Genomic DNA, 20,073 nt, shown 5'->3' with positions numbered 1-20,073 from the left:
CATGCTGCTCACGATCGACGTCGGTAACACGCACACTGTCCTCGGCCTCTTCGACGGGGAGGAGATCGTCGAGCACTGGCGCATCTCCACGGACGCCCGCCGCACCGCCGACGAGCTCGCCGTGCTCCTCCAGGGCCTGATGGGCATGCACCCGCTCCTGGGCGACGAACTCGGCGACGGCATCGACGGCATCGCCATCTGCTCCACGGTCCCGTCCGTGCTGCACGAGCTGCGCGAGGTGACACGCCGCTACTACGGGGACGTGCCCGCCGTGCTGGTCGAGCCCGGCATCAAGACCGGCGTGCCGATCCTGATGGACAACCCCAAGGAGGTCGGCGCCGACCGCATCATCAACGCGGTGGCGGCGGTCGAGCTCTACGGGGGGCCGGCGATCGTCGTGGACTTCGGTACGGCGACGACGTTCGACGCGGTGTCCGCGCGCGGGGAGTACGCGGGCGGGGTGATCGCTCCGGGCATCGAGATCTCCGTCGAGGCCCTCGGCGTCAAGGGCGCCCAGCTCCGGAAGATCGAGATCGCCAGGCCGCGGACGGTCATCGGCAAGAACACCGTCGAAGCCATGCAGTCCGGCATCATCTACGGGTTCGCCGGCCAGGTCGACGGTGTCGTCAACCGGATGGCGCGCGAGCTCGCCGACGATCCCGACGACGTCACCGTCATCGCCACGGGTGGTCTCGCGCCGATGGTTCTCGGCGAGGCGTCGGTCATCGACGAGCACGAGCCGTGGCTGACGCTGATCGGGCTGCGGCTGGTGTACGAGCGGAACGTGTCCCGCACGTAGTGCCTGCGGCTGTGCCGCTGGAGGGGGTTTCTTCGCCCCCTCCGCCCCTACCCTTCCCTTGCCCTGGGGGCTGCCGCCCCCAGACCCCCGCTTCGGCCCGAACGGCCTCGTCCTCAAACGCCGGACGGGCTGAAACAGCCGCCTCCGTGGGTGGGTGGGGGATCGGGAAGGCACTGGCTGGTCGTCGAACGCCGGACGGCTGAAACGGCGGCCCCCGTGAGCGAGTGGGGGATCGGGACCGCACCGTCTCGTCCTCAGGCGGCGGACGGGACGGAGATTGCCCCCGGAGGGAGGCGCGCCGTGGGGTCGCCTTATGCGCGTTTTGTCTGATTAGCGCGTATCGTCGGCGCATGCCCACGCCATACGGATCCCGCGGCGGCATGGCGTTCGGTGCGGAGGAGCTGCGTGTGCTCCGTCGCGCTCTCGCCCTCGCCCTCCACCCCAGCCCCGTCTCGGCCGAGGACCTCCAGGACTGCTATCGCCTCGCCGAGCGCGTCGACGAGGCGGCCCAGGAGGGAGCCAGGCTCCGGGCCTTCCTTGTGGCCGACCTGGCCCGCTACCGGGCCGCGCTGCCCGGCACCGCGGCCGGCTATCTGCTGCTCCTGGAAGAGGTGCTCGGTAACGGCTACCGCCCGAACCCGGACGACCTCGCCGCGCTCCGTGCCCTGCGCGGCAACCCCTCCGCCGCAGCCCTCCTGCACCGCTGCCGGGTGCTCGCCGAGCAGGACGTACGCGCTCGCCCGGCCGACCGGGCCGTCCCGTCGTCCCGCATCCGCCTCCACGCACTCCCCGGCGGTCTGGCCTCCGACGAGAGTGCCAAGAAGCCCGCGGAAAAACCGGCCGCACGGCCGCAGTCACGGCCTCCGGCCAAGTCCCCGCGCCCGGAGCGCCCCATTCCGACGCCGGGCGAGGTCTTCCCCCCGAAGCGGAAGCCCGCCCCGCCACCGGCGAACCCGCCTCAACAGCTCGCGGCAGGTTAGGGCGCCTCTCGGCGGACCGGACCGGCTCCACGCAACGACTTCTGGGGTTCCCCACGCCCTCGAGGCGGTGGGGGAGTACCTGCCGGACTCCGCGCCCCCGGCATGGTCCGCCGGAGAGGCCCTGGCTACTCTGGATCCCATGGACTATGTCTCCGCGCTCGTTCCCCCGGTAGTGATGGCCGTGTTCTTCATCGGGCTGATCGTGACGATCGTGAAGAGCCAGGGCGGGGCCAACAAGGCCAAGGAGGACGCGGTCGTCGACGCCGCCCTCGCGCGCGCGGAGAGCGCCCGACAGGACTCAAGGGGCACCGAGAGCTGAGCATCTGGAGCCTCCGGCCCTCCCCGGGGCACTCATCGGCGTACGACTCATACGTTTTTCGAGTCGTACGCCCTTTTTGTTGGTGATCTCCCACTATTGTTCTGAGCTGTGCCTCGCCCATTGGGAGAACTCGAAGACGCGGTCATGACGCGGGTGTGGAAGTGGAACCGCCCGGTGACCGTTCGAGAAGTCCTGGAAGACCTTCAGCAGGAACGGTCCATCGCCTACACCACGGTGATGACCGTTTTGGACAATCTCCATCAGAAGGGCTGGGTGCGCCGGGAAGCCGAAGGCCGTGCCTATCGATATGAGGCAGTCTCCACCCGTGCCGCCTACGCGGCCGCGCTCATGAACGAGGCCTGGTCACAGAGCGACAACCCGGCCGCCGCTCTCGTCGCGTTCTTCGGCATGATGAGCGAGGAACAGGGACATGCGCTCCGCGATGCCGTACGTATGGTCCAAGGGCCGGAAACCCCCGAGGCGGAGAAGCCGCCCGGCGAGAACCCCGGCGCCGACCGCGACGACGGCGGGCGATAGCGTCCGGTCATGCCAGCAGAGCATCCCGCGGAGCTTCCGGCGAAGCTTCCGTCAGAGCGTCCCGAAGCCAGTGCAAAAGCCATCACCGTTCGGCGGGCCAGGACCAGCGATGTCGCGGCCGTGCGCCGACTCCTTGACGCGAACGTCCGACAGCGCATCCTGCTCGACAAAGCGACGGTGACGCTTTACGAGGACATCCAGGAGTTCTGGGTCGCGGAACGGGGAGCCGGATCAAGTTCCGAGGTCGTCGGCTGCGGTGCGTTGCACGTGATGTGGGAAGACCTCGCGGAAGTCCGCACTCTCGCCGTGGACCCGGCGGTCAAGGGCGTCGGTGCCGGTCATCAGTTGCTGGAGAAGTTGCTGCAGACCGCGCGCTGGCTCGGCGTTCGACGTGTTTTCTGTCTGACCTTCGAAGTCGACTTCTTCGCGAAGCACGGCTTCGTGGAGATCGGTGAGACACCCGTTGACACCGATGTCTACGCCGAGCTCCTGCGTTCCTATGACGAGGGCGTGGCGGAGTTCCTCGGTCTCGAACGAGTGAAACCGAACACCTTGGGCAACAGCCGGATGCTTCTGCATCTGTGATCGCCGACAACTATTCCGGTTGAACGCCCTGCCCAGGTTCCCTATGTCCGAAACGCGCACGTTTCCGGTCTGTCAGTCCCCACTGAGTCTCCTCCAGGGGTTTGTGTTTTTCCAGCAAAAGCGGTTTGCTTTCCGACGTACTGCAGTACTGCATATAACAGGGGCCGTGAAACAGCGGCAGACGCTGTAGTCCCGCGGCCCTGAAGTTATCGATGAAAGGAAATCCGGTGGCACAGAAGGTTCAGGTCCTTCTTGTCGACGACCTCGACGGTGGCGAGGCGGACGAGACCGTGACGTTCGCGTTGGACGGCAAGACGTACGAAATCGATCTCACGACTGCCAATGCGGACAAGCTCCGTGGCCTTCTCGACGCCTACGTGAAGGGTGGCCGCCGTACGGGGGGCCGCGCTTCGGGTGCACGCGGAAAGGCTCGCGTCGCTTCCGGTGGCAGCCAGGACACCGCGCAGATCCGTGCGTGGGCGAAGGAGAACGGCTTCGAGGTCAATGACCGTGGCCGGGTTCCCGCGGCCATTCGTGAGGCCTATGAGAAGGCCAACGGCTGAGCGCACGCGCGCCGCAGCCGTACCCGATGGCATTGCGTCGCCATCGTGTCGACGAGTCGTACGAGATCGGGGGCGCCCCCACCGCCCCCCACGGCCGAAAGTGCCGGCAGCGCCGACATGGCCGGCAGCGAGGACTCGACCTCGCACCCAGGCTCGGGGGGCCGCAGCCAGACAGCGGCCCCCTGTGGACTGGTCACCGGTGAACCGGCCCCTGGTGAGACCGCCCCCTGTGCGGAAGCCGGGCCCGGCGGTGGTGGAACCCGCGGCATTCCCGGCGGCGCTGAAATCCGCGGCGTCCCCGGCGGCGCTGAAATCTGCGGCCCCAGCAATTGTGCGGTGCCCGGCGTCCCCGGCATCCCCGGTGGCCAAGGAGCCTCGATGCTCCCGCCCGCGCCGATCGCCCCGAGGTCCAGCGTGAGGGCGCCCCACTCCAGCCAGTCGAGCAGCCCCGGCAGCTCGTCCGCGCTCCCCGCGGCGACCAGGAACCGCATCCGCTCGCCCCGCGCTCCGTGCCCCGTGTGAAGTGCCACCGGAGACCCTGTGCCCGCTCGCAGGTGCCGCAGCGCCGCGTATCCGGCCTCAGCCGGCACGTCCAGCACGTCGAAGCGCAGGCCCGTGACAAGTCGTACCGGCACCCCGGGCACTGTCGCCCAGCCGAGTTCGTTCTCGTACCACTGCCGCACGGGGTCGCTCGGGTCGAGCGGCCTGCGGGGGTGGGGAACGGTGGGAATCATGCCAAGAGCAACAGCCGGAAAGGCTCCGGAGTTACGCTGGGTGTTCCGATGAACGCACAGAGTGCGGGAAATGGGGGCGTGCGGGGGTGATCGGCGGCGCAGGGATGTTCGCCCGTAGCGGAGGGAACCGGCGCGCGCGGCATGGAGTGTCAGTGCGTGCGGGTAAGACATCCCTAGTGGGAGGGTCGACACGCATGGCTCGGGCATCTCACGTTCGCCATCGGCGTACAGCGGGAGAGGGTATCTGCCTGGCCTGCGGGAACATCGTCTCGCACCATCAGGTTGGAGCAGATGTCGGCGTTCGGGGTCAGGAGGCCAAGGACGGTGTCGGCAGTTGGAATGAGCGGTCCCTGCTTGCGGGACTAAGCTGCGGAAGGACAGGGAGGGGAGCGTCCCCTTACTGCCTGACCGCTCTGAGGAGCGATTAACGATGTTCGAGAGGTTCACCGACCGCGCGCGGCGGGTTGTCGTCCTGGCTCAGGAAGAAGCCCGGATGCTCAACCACAACTACATCGGCACCGAGCACATCCTCCTGGGCCTGATCCATGAGGGTGAGGGTGTCGCCGCTAAGGCCCTGGAGAGCCTCGGGATTTCGCTCGAGGCGGTCCGCCAGCAGGTGGAGGAGATCATCGGGCAGGGTCAGCAGGCCCCGTCCGGGCACATTCCCTTCACCCCCCGTGCCAAGAAGGTCCTGGAGCTTTCGCTCCGCGAGGCCCTTCAGCTGGGCCACAACTACATCGGCACGGAGCACATCCTGCTCGGCCTGATCCGTGAGGGCGAGGGCGTCGCCGCCCAGGTCCTGGTCAAGCTGGGCGCAGACCTCAACCGGGTGCGGCAGCAGGTCATCCAGTTGCTCTCCGGCTACCAGGGCAAGGAGACCGCCGGCGCCAGTGGCGGTCCCGCCGAGGGCACTCCCTCGACGTCCCTGGTCCTCGACCAGTTCGGCCGGAACCTCACCCAGGCCGCTCGTGAGTCCAAGCTCGACCCGGTCATCGGGCGCGAGAAGGAGATCGAGCGGGTCATGCAGGTGCTGTCCCGTCGTACGAAGAACAACCCGGTCCTGATCGGTGAGCCCGGCGTCGGCAAGACCGCCGTCGTCGAGGGCCTCGCCCAGGCCATCGTCAAGGGCGAGGTGCCCGAGACCCTCAAGGACAAGCACCTCTACACCCTGGACCTCGGCGCACTGGTCGCCGGCTCCCGCTACCGCGGTGACTTCGAGGAGCGCCTCAAGAAGGTGCTCAAGGAGATCCGCACCCGCGGCGACATCATCCTGTTCATCGACGAGCTGCACACGCTGGTCGGTGCGGGTGCCGCCGAGGGCGCCATCGACGCGGCTTCGATCCTGAAGCCGATGCTGGCCCGCGGCGAGCTGCAGACCATCGGTGCGACGACTCTGGACGAGTACCGCAAGCACCTCGAGAAGGACGCGGCCCTTGAGCGCCGCTTCCAGCCGATCCAGGTGGCGGAGCCTTCCCTCCCCCACACGATCGAGATCCTCAAGGGCCTGCGGGACCGCTACGAGGCCCACCACCGCGTCTCCATCACGGACGAGGCTCTGGTGCAGGCCGCGACGCTCGCGGACCGTTACATCTCGGACCGGTTCCTCCCCGACAAGGCGATCGACCTGATCGACGAGGCCGGCTCCCGGATGCGCATCCGCCGGATGACCGCTCCGCCGGACCTCCGCGAGTTCGACGAGAAGATCGCGGGCGTGCGCCGCGACAAGGAGTCCGCGATCGACTCGCAGGACTTCGAGAAGGCCGCCTCCCTCCGCGACAAGGAGAAGCAGCTCCTGGCCGCCAAGGCCAAGCGGGAGAAGGAGTGGAAGGCCGGCGACATGGACGTCGTCGCCGAGGTCGACGGCGAGCTGATCGCCGAGGTCCTGGCGACGGCCACGGGCATCCCGGTCTTCAAGCTCACCGAGGAGGAGTCCTCGCGTCTGCTGCGCATGGAGGACGAGCTCCACAAGCGGGTCATCGGCCAGAAGGACGCCATCAAGGCGCTCTCGCAGGCGATCCGTCGTACGCGAGCGGGTCTGAAGGACCCGAAGCGTCCCGGTGGTTCGTTCATCTTCGCCGGCCCCTCGGGTGTCGGTAAGACCGAGCTGTCGAAGACCCTCGCGGAGTTCCTCTTCGGCGACGAGGACGCGCTGATCTCCCTCGACATGTCGGAGTTCAGCGAGAAGCACACGGTGTCGCGTCTCTTCGGTTCGCCCCCCGGTTACGTGGGTTACGAAGAGGGTGGCCAGCTGACGGAGAAGGTCCGTCGGAAGCCGTTCTCGGTGGTTCTCTTCGACGAGGTCGAAAAGGCTCACCCGGACATCTTCAACTCGCTTCTCCAGATCCTGGAGGACGGTCGTCTGACCGACTCCCAGGGCCGGGTCGTGGACTTCAAGAACACGGTCATCATCATGACGACCAACCTCGGCACCCGGGACATCTCCAAGGGCTTCAACCTCGGCTTCGCCGCCTCGGGTGACGTCAAGAGCAACTACGAGCGCATGAAGGTCAAGGTCAACGAGGAGCTGAAGCAGCACTTCCGCCCCGAGTTCCTGAACCGTGTCGACGACACGGTGGTCTTCCACCAGCTCACCGAGGAAGACATCATCCAGATCGTCGACCTCATGATCGCCAAGGTGGACGAGCGGCTGAAGGACCGGGACATGGGCCTCGAGCTCAGCCCGACCGCCAAGTCGCTCCTCGCCAAGAAGGGTTACGACCCCGTCATGGGCGCCCGGCCGCTGCGCCGGACGATCCAGCGAGAGATCGAGGACCTGCTCTCCGAGAAGATCCTCTTCGGCGAGCTGCGCCCCGGCCAGATCGTGGTCGTCGACACGGAGGGCGAGGGTGACGCGAAGAAGTTCACCTTCCGCGGCGAGGAGAAGTCCGCTCTCCCCGACGTCCCGCCGATCGAGCAGGCCGCGGGTGGGGCGGGTCCCAACCTGAGCAAGGAGGCGTAGGCGCTACGGCGCTCGCCTGAACGGAGGGGCTGCCCCGGGACTTCGGTCCTGGGGCGGCCCCTTTTCATGCGGTGTCTCGTACGGCGCGTAGGCCCGGGGGGTTGCCGATCAGGCTCGACCCGAGCGTAGGCCCCGTCACATTTCCGCGGGCCCGGATCGCGGCAGCCGGTGATATGACACACAGGCGTTTTGTCCGGTACTAGGCGGAATAGTGGAAAGCCCTATATGGATAAAACGGACCTTTGGGTTGGCGGTCGAGTGAAGTGTCCGGCGCCCCCGGCGGGTGCGGGCGGGCGCGGTCAGTCCCTTGGGATGCGACGGCTCGAAGTGGGGTTAAACCACCCTTCAGGGAAAGAATCCGGAAGATTCCGTACGAGGTGGGGCGTCTGTCAAGGTCACGTAAGTTTTGTGGTCAAGTACGGCCTTTCATCGTAGATGGCGTGTTTGGGGGTCTGTGGGTGTGCGGGTTACCAAGGGGTGGTCCATCCGGCGGGTGTCCCTTCGTCGGGTGGGCTTTCCGTCCCCGTCTCCGTGAGGTCCCCATGTCGAAGCGCGTCACGTCCCGTCACTCCCGTACGTCCCTGATCCGCACGCGGGCGGCTGTCCTGGCCGTCGGCCTCGGCGCCTCGGTCGTGCTGGGCGCCGGGGTCGCGGCCGCCGCAAACAGCAGCGGAACCGTCACCGCCGCGAGCGCCACGCAGGCGAAGGCCGCTACCAAGGCAGCCACCAAGGCCGCCTGGGTCGACCCGGTGAAGAAGTACACCTTGTCCGCCAGCTTTGCCCAGGCCGGCACCATGTGGTCGTCGACCCATTCCGGGCAGGACTTCGCGGTGGTCACCGGGACCCCGGTCGTCGCCGCGCACGGCGGCACCGTCGTCAAGGCCGGTCCGAACGGCGCCGGTGACGGGCCCGCGTACGGCAATGCCATCGTCATCAAGCACGGCAACGGCACGTACTCGCAGTACGCCCACCTATCGAAGGTCAAGGTGAAGGCCGGCCAGGTCGTCAAGACGGGTCAGCGCATCGCGCTGTCCGGCAACACCGGCAACTCCAGCGGGCCCCACCTGCACTTCGAGATCCGTACGACCGCCAACTACGGGTCCGCCGTCGACCCCGTCGCCTTCCTGCGCTCCAAGGGCGTGACCGTCTAAGGGAGCGCCAGCAAGCGCCAGGAAACGTCAGGGAGCGCCAGGCCGTCAGGAAGTGGCGGCGCCTCCGTGTGCCTGCGTCACCAGGTCGACAGCGACCTCCAGGACTGCCTTGCGCTTCTCCTCGGGGTCGCCTTCGACGTCTCTGAGGACGAACATCCCGGCGTGCATCGTGAAGAGCGCGCTGATGCAGCGGACCTGGTCGGTCAGCGGCGACTCGGGCTCCTTGATGATGTCGAGCATGCTGAGCATGCGGTCCTTGAACGTCTCGCCGATGCTGAGCTCTCGTACCGTCGCCTGGTTCTCCTGCATGAAGCGGAAGAGCGGGGCGGCGCCGGTGAGGGCCTCGCTGTACTGGCGCAGGACCTCTTTCTTGGTGTCCAGGGTGTGTGGCTGCCGCCTGCCCCACTCGATCAGCTCGTCGAGAGGGCGCGTCAGGTCCTGGAAGAGACTGATGAGGATCTCTTCCTTGGTCTTGAAGTGGTAGTAGAGCGCGGCCTTCGTGACGTCGAGGTGCTCGGCGATCTCGCGCAGCGAGGTCTTCTCGTAGCCCTGCTCCGAGAAGAGTTCGAGGGCCACGTCCTGGATGCGCTGGCGGGTGTCCCCGCGGCGCTGTCGCTTGGTGCCATCCATGGTGCCGCCCATTCTCGTGCTCCTCGCGCTCCCTTGGAAACTTACCTGTCGCCCGGCTGGTAAAGCGCGGCAAAACTTGCTTGACGCCCGGCTAGTTGGCGGTCTACTTTCCCGAGTGTAGTCAACACTTGCCGGTCGGCAAGTAAGTAGTCGGCCGGCGGTAGCTGGACACAGGGGAGTGGGAACGATGGCGGACAACGCCGGAGTGGTGGCAGAACCCGAGAAGCAGCCACGCAGCGTGCGCGTGGTCCTGTTCGCGCTGATGGTCGCGATGATGCTGGCGATGCTCGACAACATGATCGTGGGCACCGCGATGCCGACGATCGTGGGCGACCTGGGGGGACTTGCACACCTGTCGTGGGTGGTGACGGCGTACACCCTCGCGACCGCGGCCTCCACCCCCATCTGGGGCAAGCTCGGCGACATGTACGGGCGCAAGGGCGCCTTCATGACCTCGATCGTGATCTTCCTGATCGGGTCCGCGCTGAGCGGCATGGCGCAGGACATGGAACAGCTGATCGGGTTCCGGGCGATTCAGGGGCTGGGCGCAGGCGGTCTGATGGTCGGCGTCATGGCGATCATCGGGGACCTCATTCCGCCGCGTGAGCGGGGCAAGTACCAGGGCATGATGGCCGGCGTGATGGCGCTTGCCATGATCGCCGGGCCGCTGGTCGGCGGCACCATCACCGACCACTGGGGCTGGCGCTGGTCCTTCTACATCAACCTGCCGCTCGGCATCGTCGCGCTCCTCGCGGTCAGTGCCGTACTGCACCTGCCGAAGAAGCGGGTGGAGGGACGGATCGACTATCTGGGCGCCGGGCTGCTCACCCTGGGCATCACGTCCATCGTGCTCGTCACCACCTGGGGCGGCAGCGAGTACGCCTGGGGCTCCGCCCGCATCATGGAACTCATCGCCATCGGTGTCGTCGCGCTCGTCGGGTTCGTCTTCGTGCAGACCAAGGCCGTCGCGCCGGTCGTACCGCTGCACATCTTCCGCAGCCGCAACTTCACCCTCATGTCGGTCATCGCCTTCATCACCGGTTTCGTGATGTTCGGTGCGACGCTCTTCCTTCCGCTCTACCAGCAGTCGGTGCAGGGTGCGTCCGCGACCAACTCCGGGCTGCTGCTCCTTCCGATGCTCGGCGCGATGCTCGTCACCTCGATGGTGGCCGGACGGGTCACCACCAACACCGGCCGGTACAAGGTCTTTCCGCTCGTCGGCGGTGCGCTCATGACGGTCGGCCTGTTTCTGCTCTCGCAGATGGACACCGAGACGACCCGGCTGACGTCCGGGCTGTACATGGCCGTGGTCGGCGCCGGCATGGGCTGCCTGATGCAGATCACCATGCTGGTCGCGCAGAACAGCGTCGAGATGAAGGACATGGGCGTCGCGTCCTCGACGAGCACCCTCGCCCGTACGCTCGGCTCCTCCTTCGGCGTCGCGATCATGGGTGCGCTGTTCAACCAGCGGGTGACGGACGTGATGGCCGAGCGGGCCGGGGCGCTCGGGTCCCAGGTGACCGAGCAGTCCGCACAGCTCGACGCGGCGAGCCTGGCGAAGCTGCCGGCGCCGGCACGGGAGGCGTACCAGTACGCGGTGTCCTCCGGGACGCACTCCGCGTTCCTGCTGGGGGCGGCGGTGGCCGTGGTCGCGCTGCTGGCGGCGCTGTTCGTGAAGGAGGTCCCGCTGAAGGGGGCGGGGGCGCCGAAGCCGGTCGAGGATGGTGCGGCTGGGGACGCCGCCGGGGTGAAGCAGACGGTTGCAGAGGCCGTCTGAGGCGCGTTCACTCCTTCTCGGCCCGAAGACCCCCGGCGTTGTCCGCCCCGGGGGTCTTCGCTTTTTCGTGTACGGGGCTGGGGTCGCGGGTCTCTTCGCCCCCTCCGCCCTTGCCCGTCCCGTTCTGGTCGTCGAACGCCGCCCGGGGCTGGAGGTATCCAGCCGCGGGCGGACTGAAAGGTGCTAGTCCGGCAGCATCGGGTAGCTTCCCGTGTTCGTCGGGGCGTGTTCCGGTAGCCACAGGACGGCGACCGCGCCCTCGGCGGGGACGTCGTCCGGGGCGCCGGGGGGCAGGACGTTGCGGAAGGTCAGCCGGGCGCCGAGGACTCGGGCCTGGCCCGCGGCGATGGTGAGGCCGAGACCGTGGCCGTGGCCGGCTCGGTCGGGGCTGCCGGTGCGGAAGCGGCGCGGGCCGTCGACGAGGAGCGCCGCCGGGAAGCCGGGACCGTGATCCCGTACGCGGATGACACGGCCCTCGACCGTCACCTGGACCGGCGGCTTGCCGTGCCGTGCCGCGTTGGCGAGGAGGTTGAACAGCACGCGCTCCAGGCGGCGCGGGTCCGTGGTGACCTCCGACTCGTGCACGACACGTACGTCGATGTCCGCGTCCTTGGCCGTCACCCGCCGCGACACGAACTCGCCGAGCAGGAGGTCCTGCAGCTCGGCCCGCTCGGAGGCGCCGTCCAGCCGCGCGACCTCCAGGACGTCCTCGACGAGGGTGCGCATGGCCTGGGCGCGGTCGCGGACGAGCTCGGTCGGCCGGCCGGGGGGCAGCAGTTCCGCCGCCGTCAGCAAGCCCGTCACCGGCGTACGCAGCTCGTGCGCGATGTCGGCGGTCACCCGGCGCTCGGCCTCGATGCGCTGCTGGAGCGTGTCCGCCATCGCGTCCACCGCCCGTGCCAGGTCGTCGGTCTCGTCGCGCAGGAACCCGCCGATGGAGTCCCGCACCCGGACCTCTGTCCCTCCCGAGGCGACCTGGTTCGCCGCGGCGGCGGCCTTGCGCAGCCGGTGCGACAACTGGCCGCCGATGAGCACGCCGAGTGCGCTGCCGCCGAAGACGACCGCGATCGAGCCGATGAGCAGCGCCTTGTCGAGGTCGGTCATCACGTCGCTGTTGCGGTCCGTGAAACCCGTGTGGAGCGAGAGGACGCGGCCGTCCTTGAGCGGCACGGCGGCCCAGATGTCCGGCACGCCGCTCGGGCCGTCGGACACGTAGGTCGCCCGTCGCCCCTGTGCGACCTTCGCCAGCAGGTCCGCCGGGATGGACGGGTCGTCGACCTCGACCCCGAAGGCCAGCGTCCGCCCCGACTCGTACATGCGCTGCGCGACCTGGAGGCGCTCATCCGCCAGATCACGCGAGTTGTCGAGCATCGACACCTGCGCGGCGTTGTGCACGACCAGGCTCAGCGCGATCGCGACCAACGCGCCGACGAGGGCGATCGCGGCGCTGAGTTTCCATCGGATGCCGGTCCGGACGCCCATCCCGTTGCTCGTCGCCCGGGCTGCTCTCTCCCGCACCCGGCGGCTGAATATCCCCCGCATACCCCTGCTCAGGCCTTCAACTTGTAGCCGAAGCCGCGGACCGTCTCGATGCGGTCCTGGCCGATCTTCGTACGCAGCCGCTGCACATGGACGTCGACGACGCGGGTGTCACCACCCCAGCCGTAGTCCCACACGCGTTCGAGCAGCTTGTCGCGGCTCAGGACCGTGCCCGGCGCCGACGAGAACTCCAGGAGCAGCCGCATCTCGGTGGGCGTCAGTGCCACCGGCGTACCGCCCCTGCGGACCTCCATGCCCTCGGTGTCGATCTCCAGATCGCCGTGGCCGAAGGAGAGCACACTGCCGGCGGCCGATGAGTGCCCCTCCGTGCCCGCGCTGTTCGACGGACCGCTCGCGTGCCCGAAGCGGCGCAGCACCGCGCGGATGCGCGCGACCAGGACGGCGCCGTCGAACGGTTTGGTCACGTAGTCGTCCGCGCCCGCCTCCAGCCCCAGGACGACGTCGATCGAGTCGGCGCGCGCGGACAGCATGATCACGGGGACGGTCGACTCGTCGCGGATACGGCGGCACAGACTGACGCCGTCAAGACCGGGCACCATGACGTCCAGGAGCGCGATGTCGGGGCGGTTCGCGCGGAACGCCTCCAGGCCCGACAGTCCGTCGGGCATCGCGGTGACCGCGAAGCCGTCCCGCTCCAGCGCGAGCTGTGTGGCCTCGCGGATGACGTCGTCGTCCTCGACGAACAGGACGTGGGTCTGCTCTGTCAACCGATTCTCCGGCATCCGATGCTCCGACATCCGGTGTTCTGCCATCCGAGGCTCTGCCATCCCTTGATCTGCGTTGTCGTTCTGAGCTGTCGATCTCAGTTGTCGTTCTCAGTTGTCCGCCGCGGGGGTGGGCGCTTCCGAGCCGCCCACTGCTTTGCTGTAGTCGTTGTGGATCCGGGACTCCTCCGCGAAGTGGTTCGCGGACCAGGCGTAGGTGATCACTTCTTCGCTGGAGGGATACGACATCGGGTCGCCCTTCGCGTACAGCTGCTGAGTGACCACCAGATCACCCCGGTCGATCTCGGCGTAGACCGGAGGCTCCTCGGCCTTGAAGACGTTCTGGTACCTGCCGTCCTTCTCGCGGTACACATACGAGCCGACGCCGACGGCATCGGCGCAGGTCATCACGTTGACCACGACGTCGTTCGAGGTTCCGCCGGTCAGTTTCCCGTACGACACGTCGACCGGGTACTCGTCGGCGACGCAGGGCTTTAGGGCGCTCTTGACCGTCGGGCTGACCTCCGGATCGTTCTTGACGAGCTTGACCGCGTCCACGCGCTGGGGTGCCTTGGTCGCGGAAGCGGCGGGTGTCTGCGCGGTGCTGGGCACGACGGCTTCGCTGCCCGCGGGACCCTCGTCACGGGCTCCTGTGCCGCCCGTCGCGCAGGCGGTCAGGAAAAGGCCGAGGGCGGCGAGTTCGGCCACCGCCGCACTCCCCGCCTTCAAAGCCCGCCGGGCCGACCGGGAGGACCGGACCGAGCCGGCCCGTCCGACCTGCCTGGCCCCGTCTTCTACGCCGCGCAACGCTCCCGCCCCTCACTCGCTTCGAGCGCGCGTGCGCCGCGCTCCTCGTAGTCCCGGTTCTCCAGCTCCTCGCGGAGCCTGGCCAGGGCCCGGTGCAGCGTGCTCTTGACCGTACCGGCCGACATGCCGAGGGCGGCGGCCGTCTCCTCCGTGGACATCTGCTCCCAGTGTCGCAGCACCACGACACTGCGCTGCTTGGGAGCCAGCACCTTCATGATGTCCATCAGCAGGGCGCGGTCCGCGTGCTGCTCGGTGGAGTCCTCGACGCAGGCGTCCGGAAGCTGCTCGGTCGGTACCTCTTCGAGCTTCCGGGCCCGCCACCACTCGGTCCGCGTGTTGATCATCACGCGCCGCAGGTAGGCATCGGCCAGCCGCTTGTCCGCGATGCCGTCCCAGCGGCCGTACGTCCGCACGAGCGCGGTCTGCAGCAGGTCCTGGGCGTCGACGGGGTCGGGGACCAGGCGGCGGGCACTGCGCAGCAGCGCGTCCTGCCGGGTGCGGACGTACTCCTCGAATTCGAGCACCTCGCCGTGCGCCATGATCAACCGCCTCCATCCCCGTTTCCGGCCTGCCGGCTGTCGCCGGCGCCGGTTGTCCGTTGCCTGAGAAGAAGCTACGGAAGGGTTGTCACGGGCCTGTCCGAGCCAGCATGCGGAGAACGCGCGGCTGTCCGTCGGTTGTGTAACGGATGTAGGGCATGGGTAAGGCGGGGTGCTGTTATATCCAGGTTGAGGCTGTTTTGACGTGCTGGTCGCGCCGGTTCCGCGGGTAACGCGGGTAACGCGGGTTACGTCAAGGGGAGCTGGTACAGACCGCCAGGGAGAGGCTCCACGAGCCCGTCGGCGACGAGGCCGTCGAGGGCGCGGGCCCGCTGTACCGGTTCGGCCCATACGCGGTCCAGGGCGGCCTGCGGGACCGGGGTGACGGCCTCCCTGAGTACGGCGAGAAGCTTGCCGCGGACCTGGCGGTCGGTACCGGCGTACGTCTGGCCGCGCCGCGGCGGCCCTTCGTGCTCGGGCTTCCCGGCCAGGCGCCACGCGCAACGCGCCGCGATCGGGCAGCGGTCACACGTCTCGTTCTTCGCCGTGCAGACGAGCGCGCCCAGCTCCATGGAGGCGGCGGCCCAGCGGGAGGCGGTCCGCTCACTGTCGGGCAGCAGCGCCCGGGCGAGCTTGCGCTCGGCCGCCGTCGTCGCGTTCGGGGGGTACCGCACACCGGTGACCGCGCGCGCGAAGACCCGCCGTACGTTCGTGTCCAGTACGGCGTGACGCCGGCCGTACGCGAACGAGGCCACCGCCGCCGCCGTGTACTCCCCGATACCGGGCAGCGCGAGCAGTTGCGCGTGCTCCGCCGGTACGTCGCCACCGTGCCGTTCCGTTATGGCCACCGCGGCGCCGTGCAGACGCAGTGCGCGGCGGGGATAGCCGAGGCGGCCCCAGGCGCGAACCGCTTCGCCCGGCGGCTCCTTGGCCAGGTCGGCGGGCCGGGGCCAGCGGGACAGCCACTGCTCGTACACGGGCAGCACACGGTTCACCGGAGTCTGCTGCAGCATGAACTCGCTGACCATCACTCCCCAGGGCCCGGCCTCCGGACGGCGCCACGGAAGGTCACGGGCGTGCGCGTCGAACCAGGCGATGACGGGGGTGTGCAGGGTCTCGCCGGTGCCGGTGCCGGTGCCGGTGCCGGTGCCGGTGCCGGCACCGGTGGCGGCCGTGGTGGCTGTGGCGGACTGGGGCGTGGGTTTGGTGGGTGCAGTCATGACGGGGTCGATCCTGCCATGTGGGGGTGGCCGGGGTTGTCTGCTGGTGCCGGTCGGATGGGGTGGTTTCTTCGCCCCTTCGCCCCTTCGCCCCTTCCCGTCCCCTTCCTTGCGGGGCTACGCCCCGTTTCAGCCCGTCCGGCGTTTGAGGACAAGGCCGTTCAGGCCGAAGCGGGGGTCTGGGGGCGCAGCCCCCAGGTACGGGACGGGTAGGGGCGGAGGGGGCGAAAAAGCCCAATCCCCGGTCCCCATAAGCACGTAGCCCGGAATGATGATCCGGAAAAAGCTGGCCCAGGGCGGCGGGTGGGGGCAAGCGACGACGCGGATCTCTCGTACAGTTTGCGCCGTGGGATCACTGCGCAATCCGGTCGGGCCGCTTCCCTCCACCATCTACTGGCGTCGGAGGGCCGTTCTGCTGTCTCTGGTTGCCCTGTTGGCGCTGCTGATCGTGTGGGTGGTCGGCTCCGGCGGGGGCGGGTCGAACAACGGGGACGGGTCCAACGGGAAGAACCCCGTGCCCTCGACGATCACCCCAGGGCCGTCCGGTTCAGGTCCCGCGATCAGTGAAAACCCGGGCGGGCGCGAGGAGTCGACGGCCGGAACGGGTGGCAGCGGCTCCGACGACGGGTCCGATGACGGGTCCGGTTCCGGCGCCGGCGCCGGGTCCACCGCCGGTTCCGGGGACTCAAGTGGAAGCGGCGGTACCGGTACCGACGACGGCTCCAACGGCTCCAACGGCGCCGGAGGATCGGCAGATCAGCTTCCGGCCGGTTCCTCTCTCCCCAACTGCACCGCGAGCGCCGTCAAGTTGACGCTGAGCAGCGTGCGCAACAGCTACGCACCCGGCGAGAAGCCCACGTTCGAGCTCACCGCCACGAACTCGTCCGGCAGCGACTGCAAGGTCGACCTCGGCCCGAAGGGCACCGTCCTGACGATCACCCAGGCCGGAAGTGACGACGACATCTGGTCCTCCGGCGACTGCCCGACAGGTTCCGGCAGCCTCCTCTTCCGTGTCTCGGCCAACGGGCAGGTGACCTACACGGTGGAGTGGGACCGCAAGGCCAGCGCCCCCGAGTGCGCCACGCCGCCCGCGATTTCGGCGACCGCGGGCACCTACTTGGTGGAGGCGCAGGCGCCGGGACTGACGAAGGCGCAGACGTCGTTCGTGCTTTCCAAGGACTGAACGCTTTCCAGGGACTGAACACTTTCCAAGGATTGAACGCAGAGCCCAGCTGGAGCTGAAGTCACCTCAGGGCGGGGCGGGCGCGGCCCCTGGGCAGCCGGCCGGCCCGGCCCGGTGCTCAGGTCCGGCTCGGTGCTCAGGTCCGGCTCGGTGCTCAGGTCCGGCTCGGTGCTCAGGCCCGGCCCGGCCTCGTCAGACGTACCGCTCCAGAATCGACGACTCCGCCAGCCGGGAGAGACCTTCCCGGACACTGCGCGCCCGCGCCTCACCCACACCGTCGACCGTCTGAAGGTCGTCGACGCTGGCGGCGAGAAGCTTCTGCAGGCCTCCGAAGTGCTCCACCAGGCGGTCGATGATCGCGCCGGGCAGACGGGGCACCTTGGCGAGCAGACGGTAACCGCGCGGGGAGACGGCCGAGTCCAGCGCCTCGGGGGAGCCGGTGTAGCCCAACGCCCGCGCCACGGTGGAGAGTTCGAGCAGCTCGGCGTGACTGAGCGCGTTGAGCTCGAAGAGGGCCTCGTCGACCGTGCGGGAGCGCTTGGCGGTCGGCTCGGGCACGTAGTCCCGTACGACGAGTTCACGCTCGGGCTCGACGCCGGCGATCAACTCGTCGAGCTGGAGGGCGAGAAGGCGCCCGTCGGTGCCCAGCTCGACCACGTACTCGGCGATCTCGGTGGCGATCCGGCGCACCATCTCCAGCCGCTGGGCCACCGCCGAGACATCGCGGACCGTCACCAGGTCCTCGATCTCCAGGGCCGACAGGGTGCCCGCGACCTCGTCGAGGCGGAGCTTGTAGCGCTCCAGGGTCGCGAGGGCCTGGTTGGCGCGGGAGAGGATCGCCGCGGAGTCCTCCAGGACGCGGCGCTGGCCGTCCACGTAGAGGGCGATCAGACGCATCGACTGGGAGACCGAGACGATGGGGTAGTCGACCTGCTTGCTCACCCGGTCCGCGGTGCGGTGCCGCGTGCCCGTCTCCTCCGTGGGGATCGTCGGGTCGGGCACCAGCTGGACGCCCGCCCGAAGGATCTTGGTGATGTCCTTGTCGATGACGATGCCGCCGTCGAGCTTGCACAGCTCGCGCAGTCGTGTCGAGGTGAACTCGACATCCAGGACGAATCCGCCGGTACACATCGATTCGACGGTTTTGTCCCAGCCGAGCACGATGAGGCCGCCCGTGTTGCCGCGGAGGATCCGCTCGAGCCCGTCACGCAGCGCCGTGCCGGGTGCCACGGCGCTCAGGGCGGCGCGCATCAGGCCATCGGCACCGGAGCTCCCACCGGACTTTCCGGGAGCTGCCGCCCGGTCGTTGGCTGCCACTGCACTCCTCCGGTCGCGGGTTTCGGGTCGCCCTCAGTTCTTCACGACGGGCAGGACCAGGGCAAAGTCTACCGGCGCGCTTCCTCCTCCCGTGGGGCCTCTCGACGACGAGAGCGCGGGAGGACGCTCAGCGCGGCCCCCATGTCGGCGACTTCCAGGACCTTCATGCCGGGAGGGATCTTGCCGGGGTCGGTCGGGACGAGGGCGTGCGTGAAGCCCAGCCGGTGGGCTTCCGCGAGCCGGCGCTGCACGCCCGTGACCCGTCTGACCTCGCCCGCGAGCCCTACTTCGCCGATCGCCACGAGGTTCTTCGGGAGCGGGGTGTCGCTCGCCGCGGAGGCGAGGGCGAGCGCGATCGCGAGGTCCGCGGCGGGCTCGGAGAGCTTCACGCCGCCGACCGTCGCCGAGTAGATGTCCCGCTTCCCGAGGGCGGTGATCCGGCCGCGCTGCTCCAGGACGGCGAGCATCATCGAGACACGGGAGGTCTCCAGACCGGAGGTGGTACGACGGGGGGAGGGGATCTGTGAGTCGACAGTGAGCGCCTGCACTTCGGCCACCAAGGGGCGGCGGCCTTCCAGAGTGACCGTCAGACAGGTGCCGGGGACCGCCTCGGCGCGACGGGTCAGGAAGAGGCCGCTCGGGTCGGCGAGGCCTGTGATGCCCTCGTCGTGCAGCTCGAAGCAGCCGACCTCGTCCGTCGTCCCGTATCGGTTCTTGACCCCTCGGACGAGCCTGAGGCGCGCGTGCCGGTCGCCCTCGAAGCTCAGGACGACGTCCACGAGGTGTTCGAGGAGACGGGGGCCCGCGATCGCGCCGTCCTTGGTGACATGGCCGACCAGGAGGGTGGACATGCCGCGTTCCTTGGAGACGCGGATGAGCGCGCCGGCGACCTCCCTGACCTGGGCCATGCCGCCCGGTGCGCCGTCGATCTCCGGGGAGGCGACGGTCTGTACGGAGTCCAGGATGAGCAGGGACGGCTTCACCGCGTCCAAGTGACCGAGCACGGCGGCCAGATCGGTCTCGGCGGCCAGGTACAGGTGGTCGTCGATCGCCTTGATCCGGTCGGCGCGGAGCCGCACCTGACCGGCCGACTCCTCGCCCGTCACATACAGCGTGCGGTGCTCGTCGCTCGCCGCCTTCGCCGCCACGTCCAGCAGCAGCGTGGACTTGCCGACGCCCGGCTCACCCGCGATGAGGACGACCGCGCCGGGGACCAGACCGCCGCCGAGGACACGGTCCAGCTCGGGGACACCGGTGCTGCGCGCGGTGGCCTGGCGGCCGTCGACCTGTCCGATGGGCACCGCGGACGTGGTGACCCGGCCCGGGGCCGTCGTACGGACGGGAGGCGCGCCGTACTCCTCGACCGTCCCCCACGCCTGGCACTCGGAGCAACGGCCGAGCCACTTGGCCGTCTGCCAGCCGCACTCGGTGCAGCGGTAGGACGGCCGGTCCTTCGCGGATTTCGTACGGGCAGCCATGCACCGAACCGTAGCCGAGCCCACTGACAGCGTGGTCGGCGCTGTGCACAGGGGTACTTGGATACGTGCCCGGTGCCCGTCCGGGTCTCGCCCGGCGCCTTGGTCCCCGTCCCCGGTCTAGCCCGGTCTAGCCCGGTCTAGCCCGGCCCGGGGGGGGGGCCCGCGGGGGCCCCCCCCCCCCCCCCCCCCCCCCCCCCCCCCGCCCGCCCCCCCCCCCCCCCCCCCGCCGGG

19 protein-coding genes are annotated in these 20,073 nt (G+C 69.0%); 10 read left to right on the top strand and 9 right to left on the bottom strand.

From position 1 onward, the window contains the following. Position 1 precedes the first annotated feature (1 nt). The 6 genes from ACFYPC_RS10490 (at position 2) to ACFYPC_RS10465 (ending at position 3,783) form a co-directional block, all read left to right on the top strand. Positions 2–799 carry a type III pantothenate kinase gene (locus tag ACFYPC_RS10490; RefSeq protein WP_385738217.1) on the top strand — a complete coding sequence of 266 codons (798 nt, stop codon included), beginning with the start codon at positions 2–4 and terminating at the stop codon, positions 797–799. A 380-nt stretch (positions 800–1,179) separates the two neighbouring features. Beyond that, the gene (locus tag ACFYPC_RS10485) at positions 1,180–1,779 is read left to right on the top strand and encodes a hypothetical protein (protein ID WP_388674299.1); all 600 of its coding nucleotides are present in this window, start codon (positions 1,180–1,182) and stop codon (positions 1,777–1,779) included. A gap of 139 nt (positions 1,780–1,918) precedes the next feature. Beyond that, complete coding sequence (locus ACFYPC_RS10480) at positions 1,919–2,098, top strand: hypothetical protein (protein ID WP_388673483.1); 180 nt, start codon at positions 1,919–1,921, stop codon at positions 2,096–2,098. A gap of 144 nt (positions 2,099–2,242) precedes the next feature. After that, complete coding sequence (locus ACFYPC_RS10475; protein WP_388674297.1) at positions 2,243–2,635, top strand: BlaI/MecI/CopY family transcriptional regulator; 393 nt, start codon at positions 2,243–2,245, stop codon at positions 2,633–2,635. A 9-nt stretch (positions 2,636–2,644) separates the two neighbouring features. Further along, positions 2,645–3,220 (top strand): amino-acid N-acetyltransferase, encoded by a 576-nt coding sequence (locus ACFYPC_RS10470; protein WP_388673481.1) that lies wholly within the window; start codon positions 2,645–2,647, stop codon positions 3,218–3,220. Positions 3,221–3,447: 227 nt separating this feature from the next. After that, on the top strand, positions 3,448–3,783 hold the full coding sequence (locus tag ACFYPC_RS10465; protein ID WP_365429573.1) for an Lsr2 family protein: 336 nt from the start codon (positions 3,448–3,450) through the stop codon (positions 3,781–3,783). On the opposite strand, the gene ACFYPC_RS10460 is transcribed toward ACFYPC_RS10465, so the two are convergent. Then, positions 3,762–4,517: an SCO3374 family protein gene (locus tag ACFYPC_RS10460; protein WP_388673479.1), complete on the bottom strand. Its 756-nt coding sequence runs from the start codon at positions 4,515–4,517 to the stop codon at positions 3,762–3,764. The genes ACFYPC_RS10465 and ACFYPC_RS10460 overlap by 22 nt on opposite strands. A 430-nt stretch (positions 4,518–4,947) precedes the next feature. Between ACFYPC_RS10460 and ACFYPC_RS10455 the strand changes: the two genes are divergently transcribed. Together ACFYPC_RS10455 and ACFYPC_RS10450 are read left to right on the top strand one after the other, a co-directional pair. After that, the gene (locus tag ACFYPC_RS10455; protein ID WP_385738223.1) at positions 4,948–7,476 is read left to right on the top strand and encodes an ATP-dependent Clp protease ATP-binding subunit; all 2,529 of its coding nucleotides are present in this window, start codon (positions 4,948–4,950) and stop codon (positions 7,474–7,476) included. 542 nt (positions 7,477–8,018) lie between these two features. Further along, positions 8,019–8,627 (top strand): M23 family metallopeptidase, encoded by a 609-nt coding sequence (locus ACFYPC_RS10450; protein ID WP_388673477.1) that lies wholly within the window; start codon positions 8,019–8,021, stop codon positions 8,625–8,627. Positions 8,628–8,672: 45 nt separating this feature from the next. Here ACFYPC_RS10450 and ACFYPC_RS10445 read toward each other — a convergent pair whose 3' ends face one another. After that, a complete protein-coding gene (locus ACFYPC_RS10445; protein WP_388673475.1) occupies positions 8,673–9,269 on the bottom strand; it encodes a TetR/AcrR family transcriptional regulator in 597 nt (198 codons plus the stop codon). A gap of 175 nt (positions 9,270–9,444) precedes the next feature. Here ACFYPC_RS10445 and ACFYPC_RS10440 point away from each other — a divergent pair, with 175 nt between their 5' ends. After that, positions 9,445–11,034, top strand: coding sequence for an MDR family MFS transporter (locus ACFYPC_RS10440; RefSeq protein WP_388673473.1), 1,590 nt, complete (start codon positions 9,445–9,447; stop codon positions 11,032–11,034). 183 nt (positions 11,035–11,217) lie between these two features. On the opposite strand, the gene cseC is transcribed toward ACFYPC_RS10440, so the two are convergent. The 5 genes from cseC to ACFYPC_RS10415 all read right to left on the bottom strand — a co-directional run bounded on the left by cseC (position 11,218) and on the right by ACFYPC_RS10415 (position 15,864). Next, complete coding sequence (gene cseC / locus ACFYPC_RS10435) at positions 11,218–12,516, bottom strand: two-component system sensor histidine kinase CseC (RefSeq protein WP_388673471.1); 1,299 nt, start codon at positions 12,514–12,516, stop codon at positions 11,218–11,220. Positions 12,517–12,584: 68 nt separating this feature from the next. Continuing rightward, the gene (gene cseB / locus ACFYPC_RS10430) at positions 12,585–13,301 is read right to left on the bottom strand and encodes a two-component system response regulator CseB (RefSeq protein ID WP_388673469.1); all 717 of its coding nucleotides are present in this window, start codon (positions 13,299–13,301) and stop codon (positions 12,585–12,587) included. Positions 13,302–13,409: 108 nt separating this feature from the next. After that, positions 13,410–14,006 carry a hypothetical protein gene (locus ACFYPC_RS10425; RefSeq protein ID WP_388673467.1) on the bottom strand — a complete coding sequence of 199 codons (597 nt, stop codon included), beginning with the start codon at positions 14,004–14,006 and terminating at the stop codon, positions 13,410–13,412. A gap of 86 nt (positions 14,007–14,092) precedes the next feature. Continuing rightward, on the bottom strand, positions 14,093–14,644 hold the full coding sequence (locus ACFYPC_RS10420) for a SigE family RNA polymerase sigma factor (protein ID WP_388673465.1): 552 nt from the start codon (positions 14,642–14,644) through the stop codon (positions 14,093–14,095). A gap of 248 nt (positions 14,645–14,892) precedes the next feature. After that, complete coding sequence (locus ACFYPC_RS10415) at positions 14,893–15,864, bottom strand: A/G-specific adenine glycosylase (protein WP_388673463.1); 972 nt, start codon at positions 15,862–15,864, stop codon at positions 14,893–14,895. 346 nt (positions 15,865–16,210) lie between these two features. On the opposite strand from ACFYPC_RS10415, the gene ACFYPC_RS10410 reads away from it, so the two are divergent. Further along, on the top strand, positions 16,211–17,047 hold the full coding sequence (locus ACFYPC_RS10410; RefSeq protein ID WP_388673461.1) for a hypothetical protein: 837 nt from the start codon (positions 16,211–16,213) through the stop codon (positions 17,045–17,047). Positions 17,048–17,239: 192 nt separating this feature from the next. On the opposite strand, the gene disA is transcribed toward ACFYPC_RS10410, so the two are convergent. Further along, positions 17,240–18,364, bottom strand: coding sequence for a DNA integrity scanning diadenylate cyclase DisA (disA, locus tag ACFYPC_RS10405; protein ID WP_388673459.1), 1,125 nt, complete (start codon positions 18,362–18,364; stop codon positions 17,240–17,242). A 68-nt stretch (positions 18,365–18,432) separates the two neighbouring features. Next, complete coding sequence (radA, locus tag ACFYPC_RS10400) at positions 18,433–19,842, bottom strand: DNA repair protein RadA (protein ID WP_388673457.1); 1,410 nt, start codon at positions 19,840–19,842, stop codon at positions 18,433–18,435. Positions 19,843–20,073 lie beyond the last annotated feature (231 nt).

The organism is Streptomyces sp. NPDC005808 (assembly GCF_042871385.1).
Classification (GTDB): Bacteria; Actinomycetota; Actinomycetes; order Streptomycetales; family Streptomycetaceae; genus Streptomyces.
The sequence above is the reverse complement of the archived record's forward strand: the minus strand, read 5'-3'. Positions and strand labels throughout refer to the sequence as shown.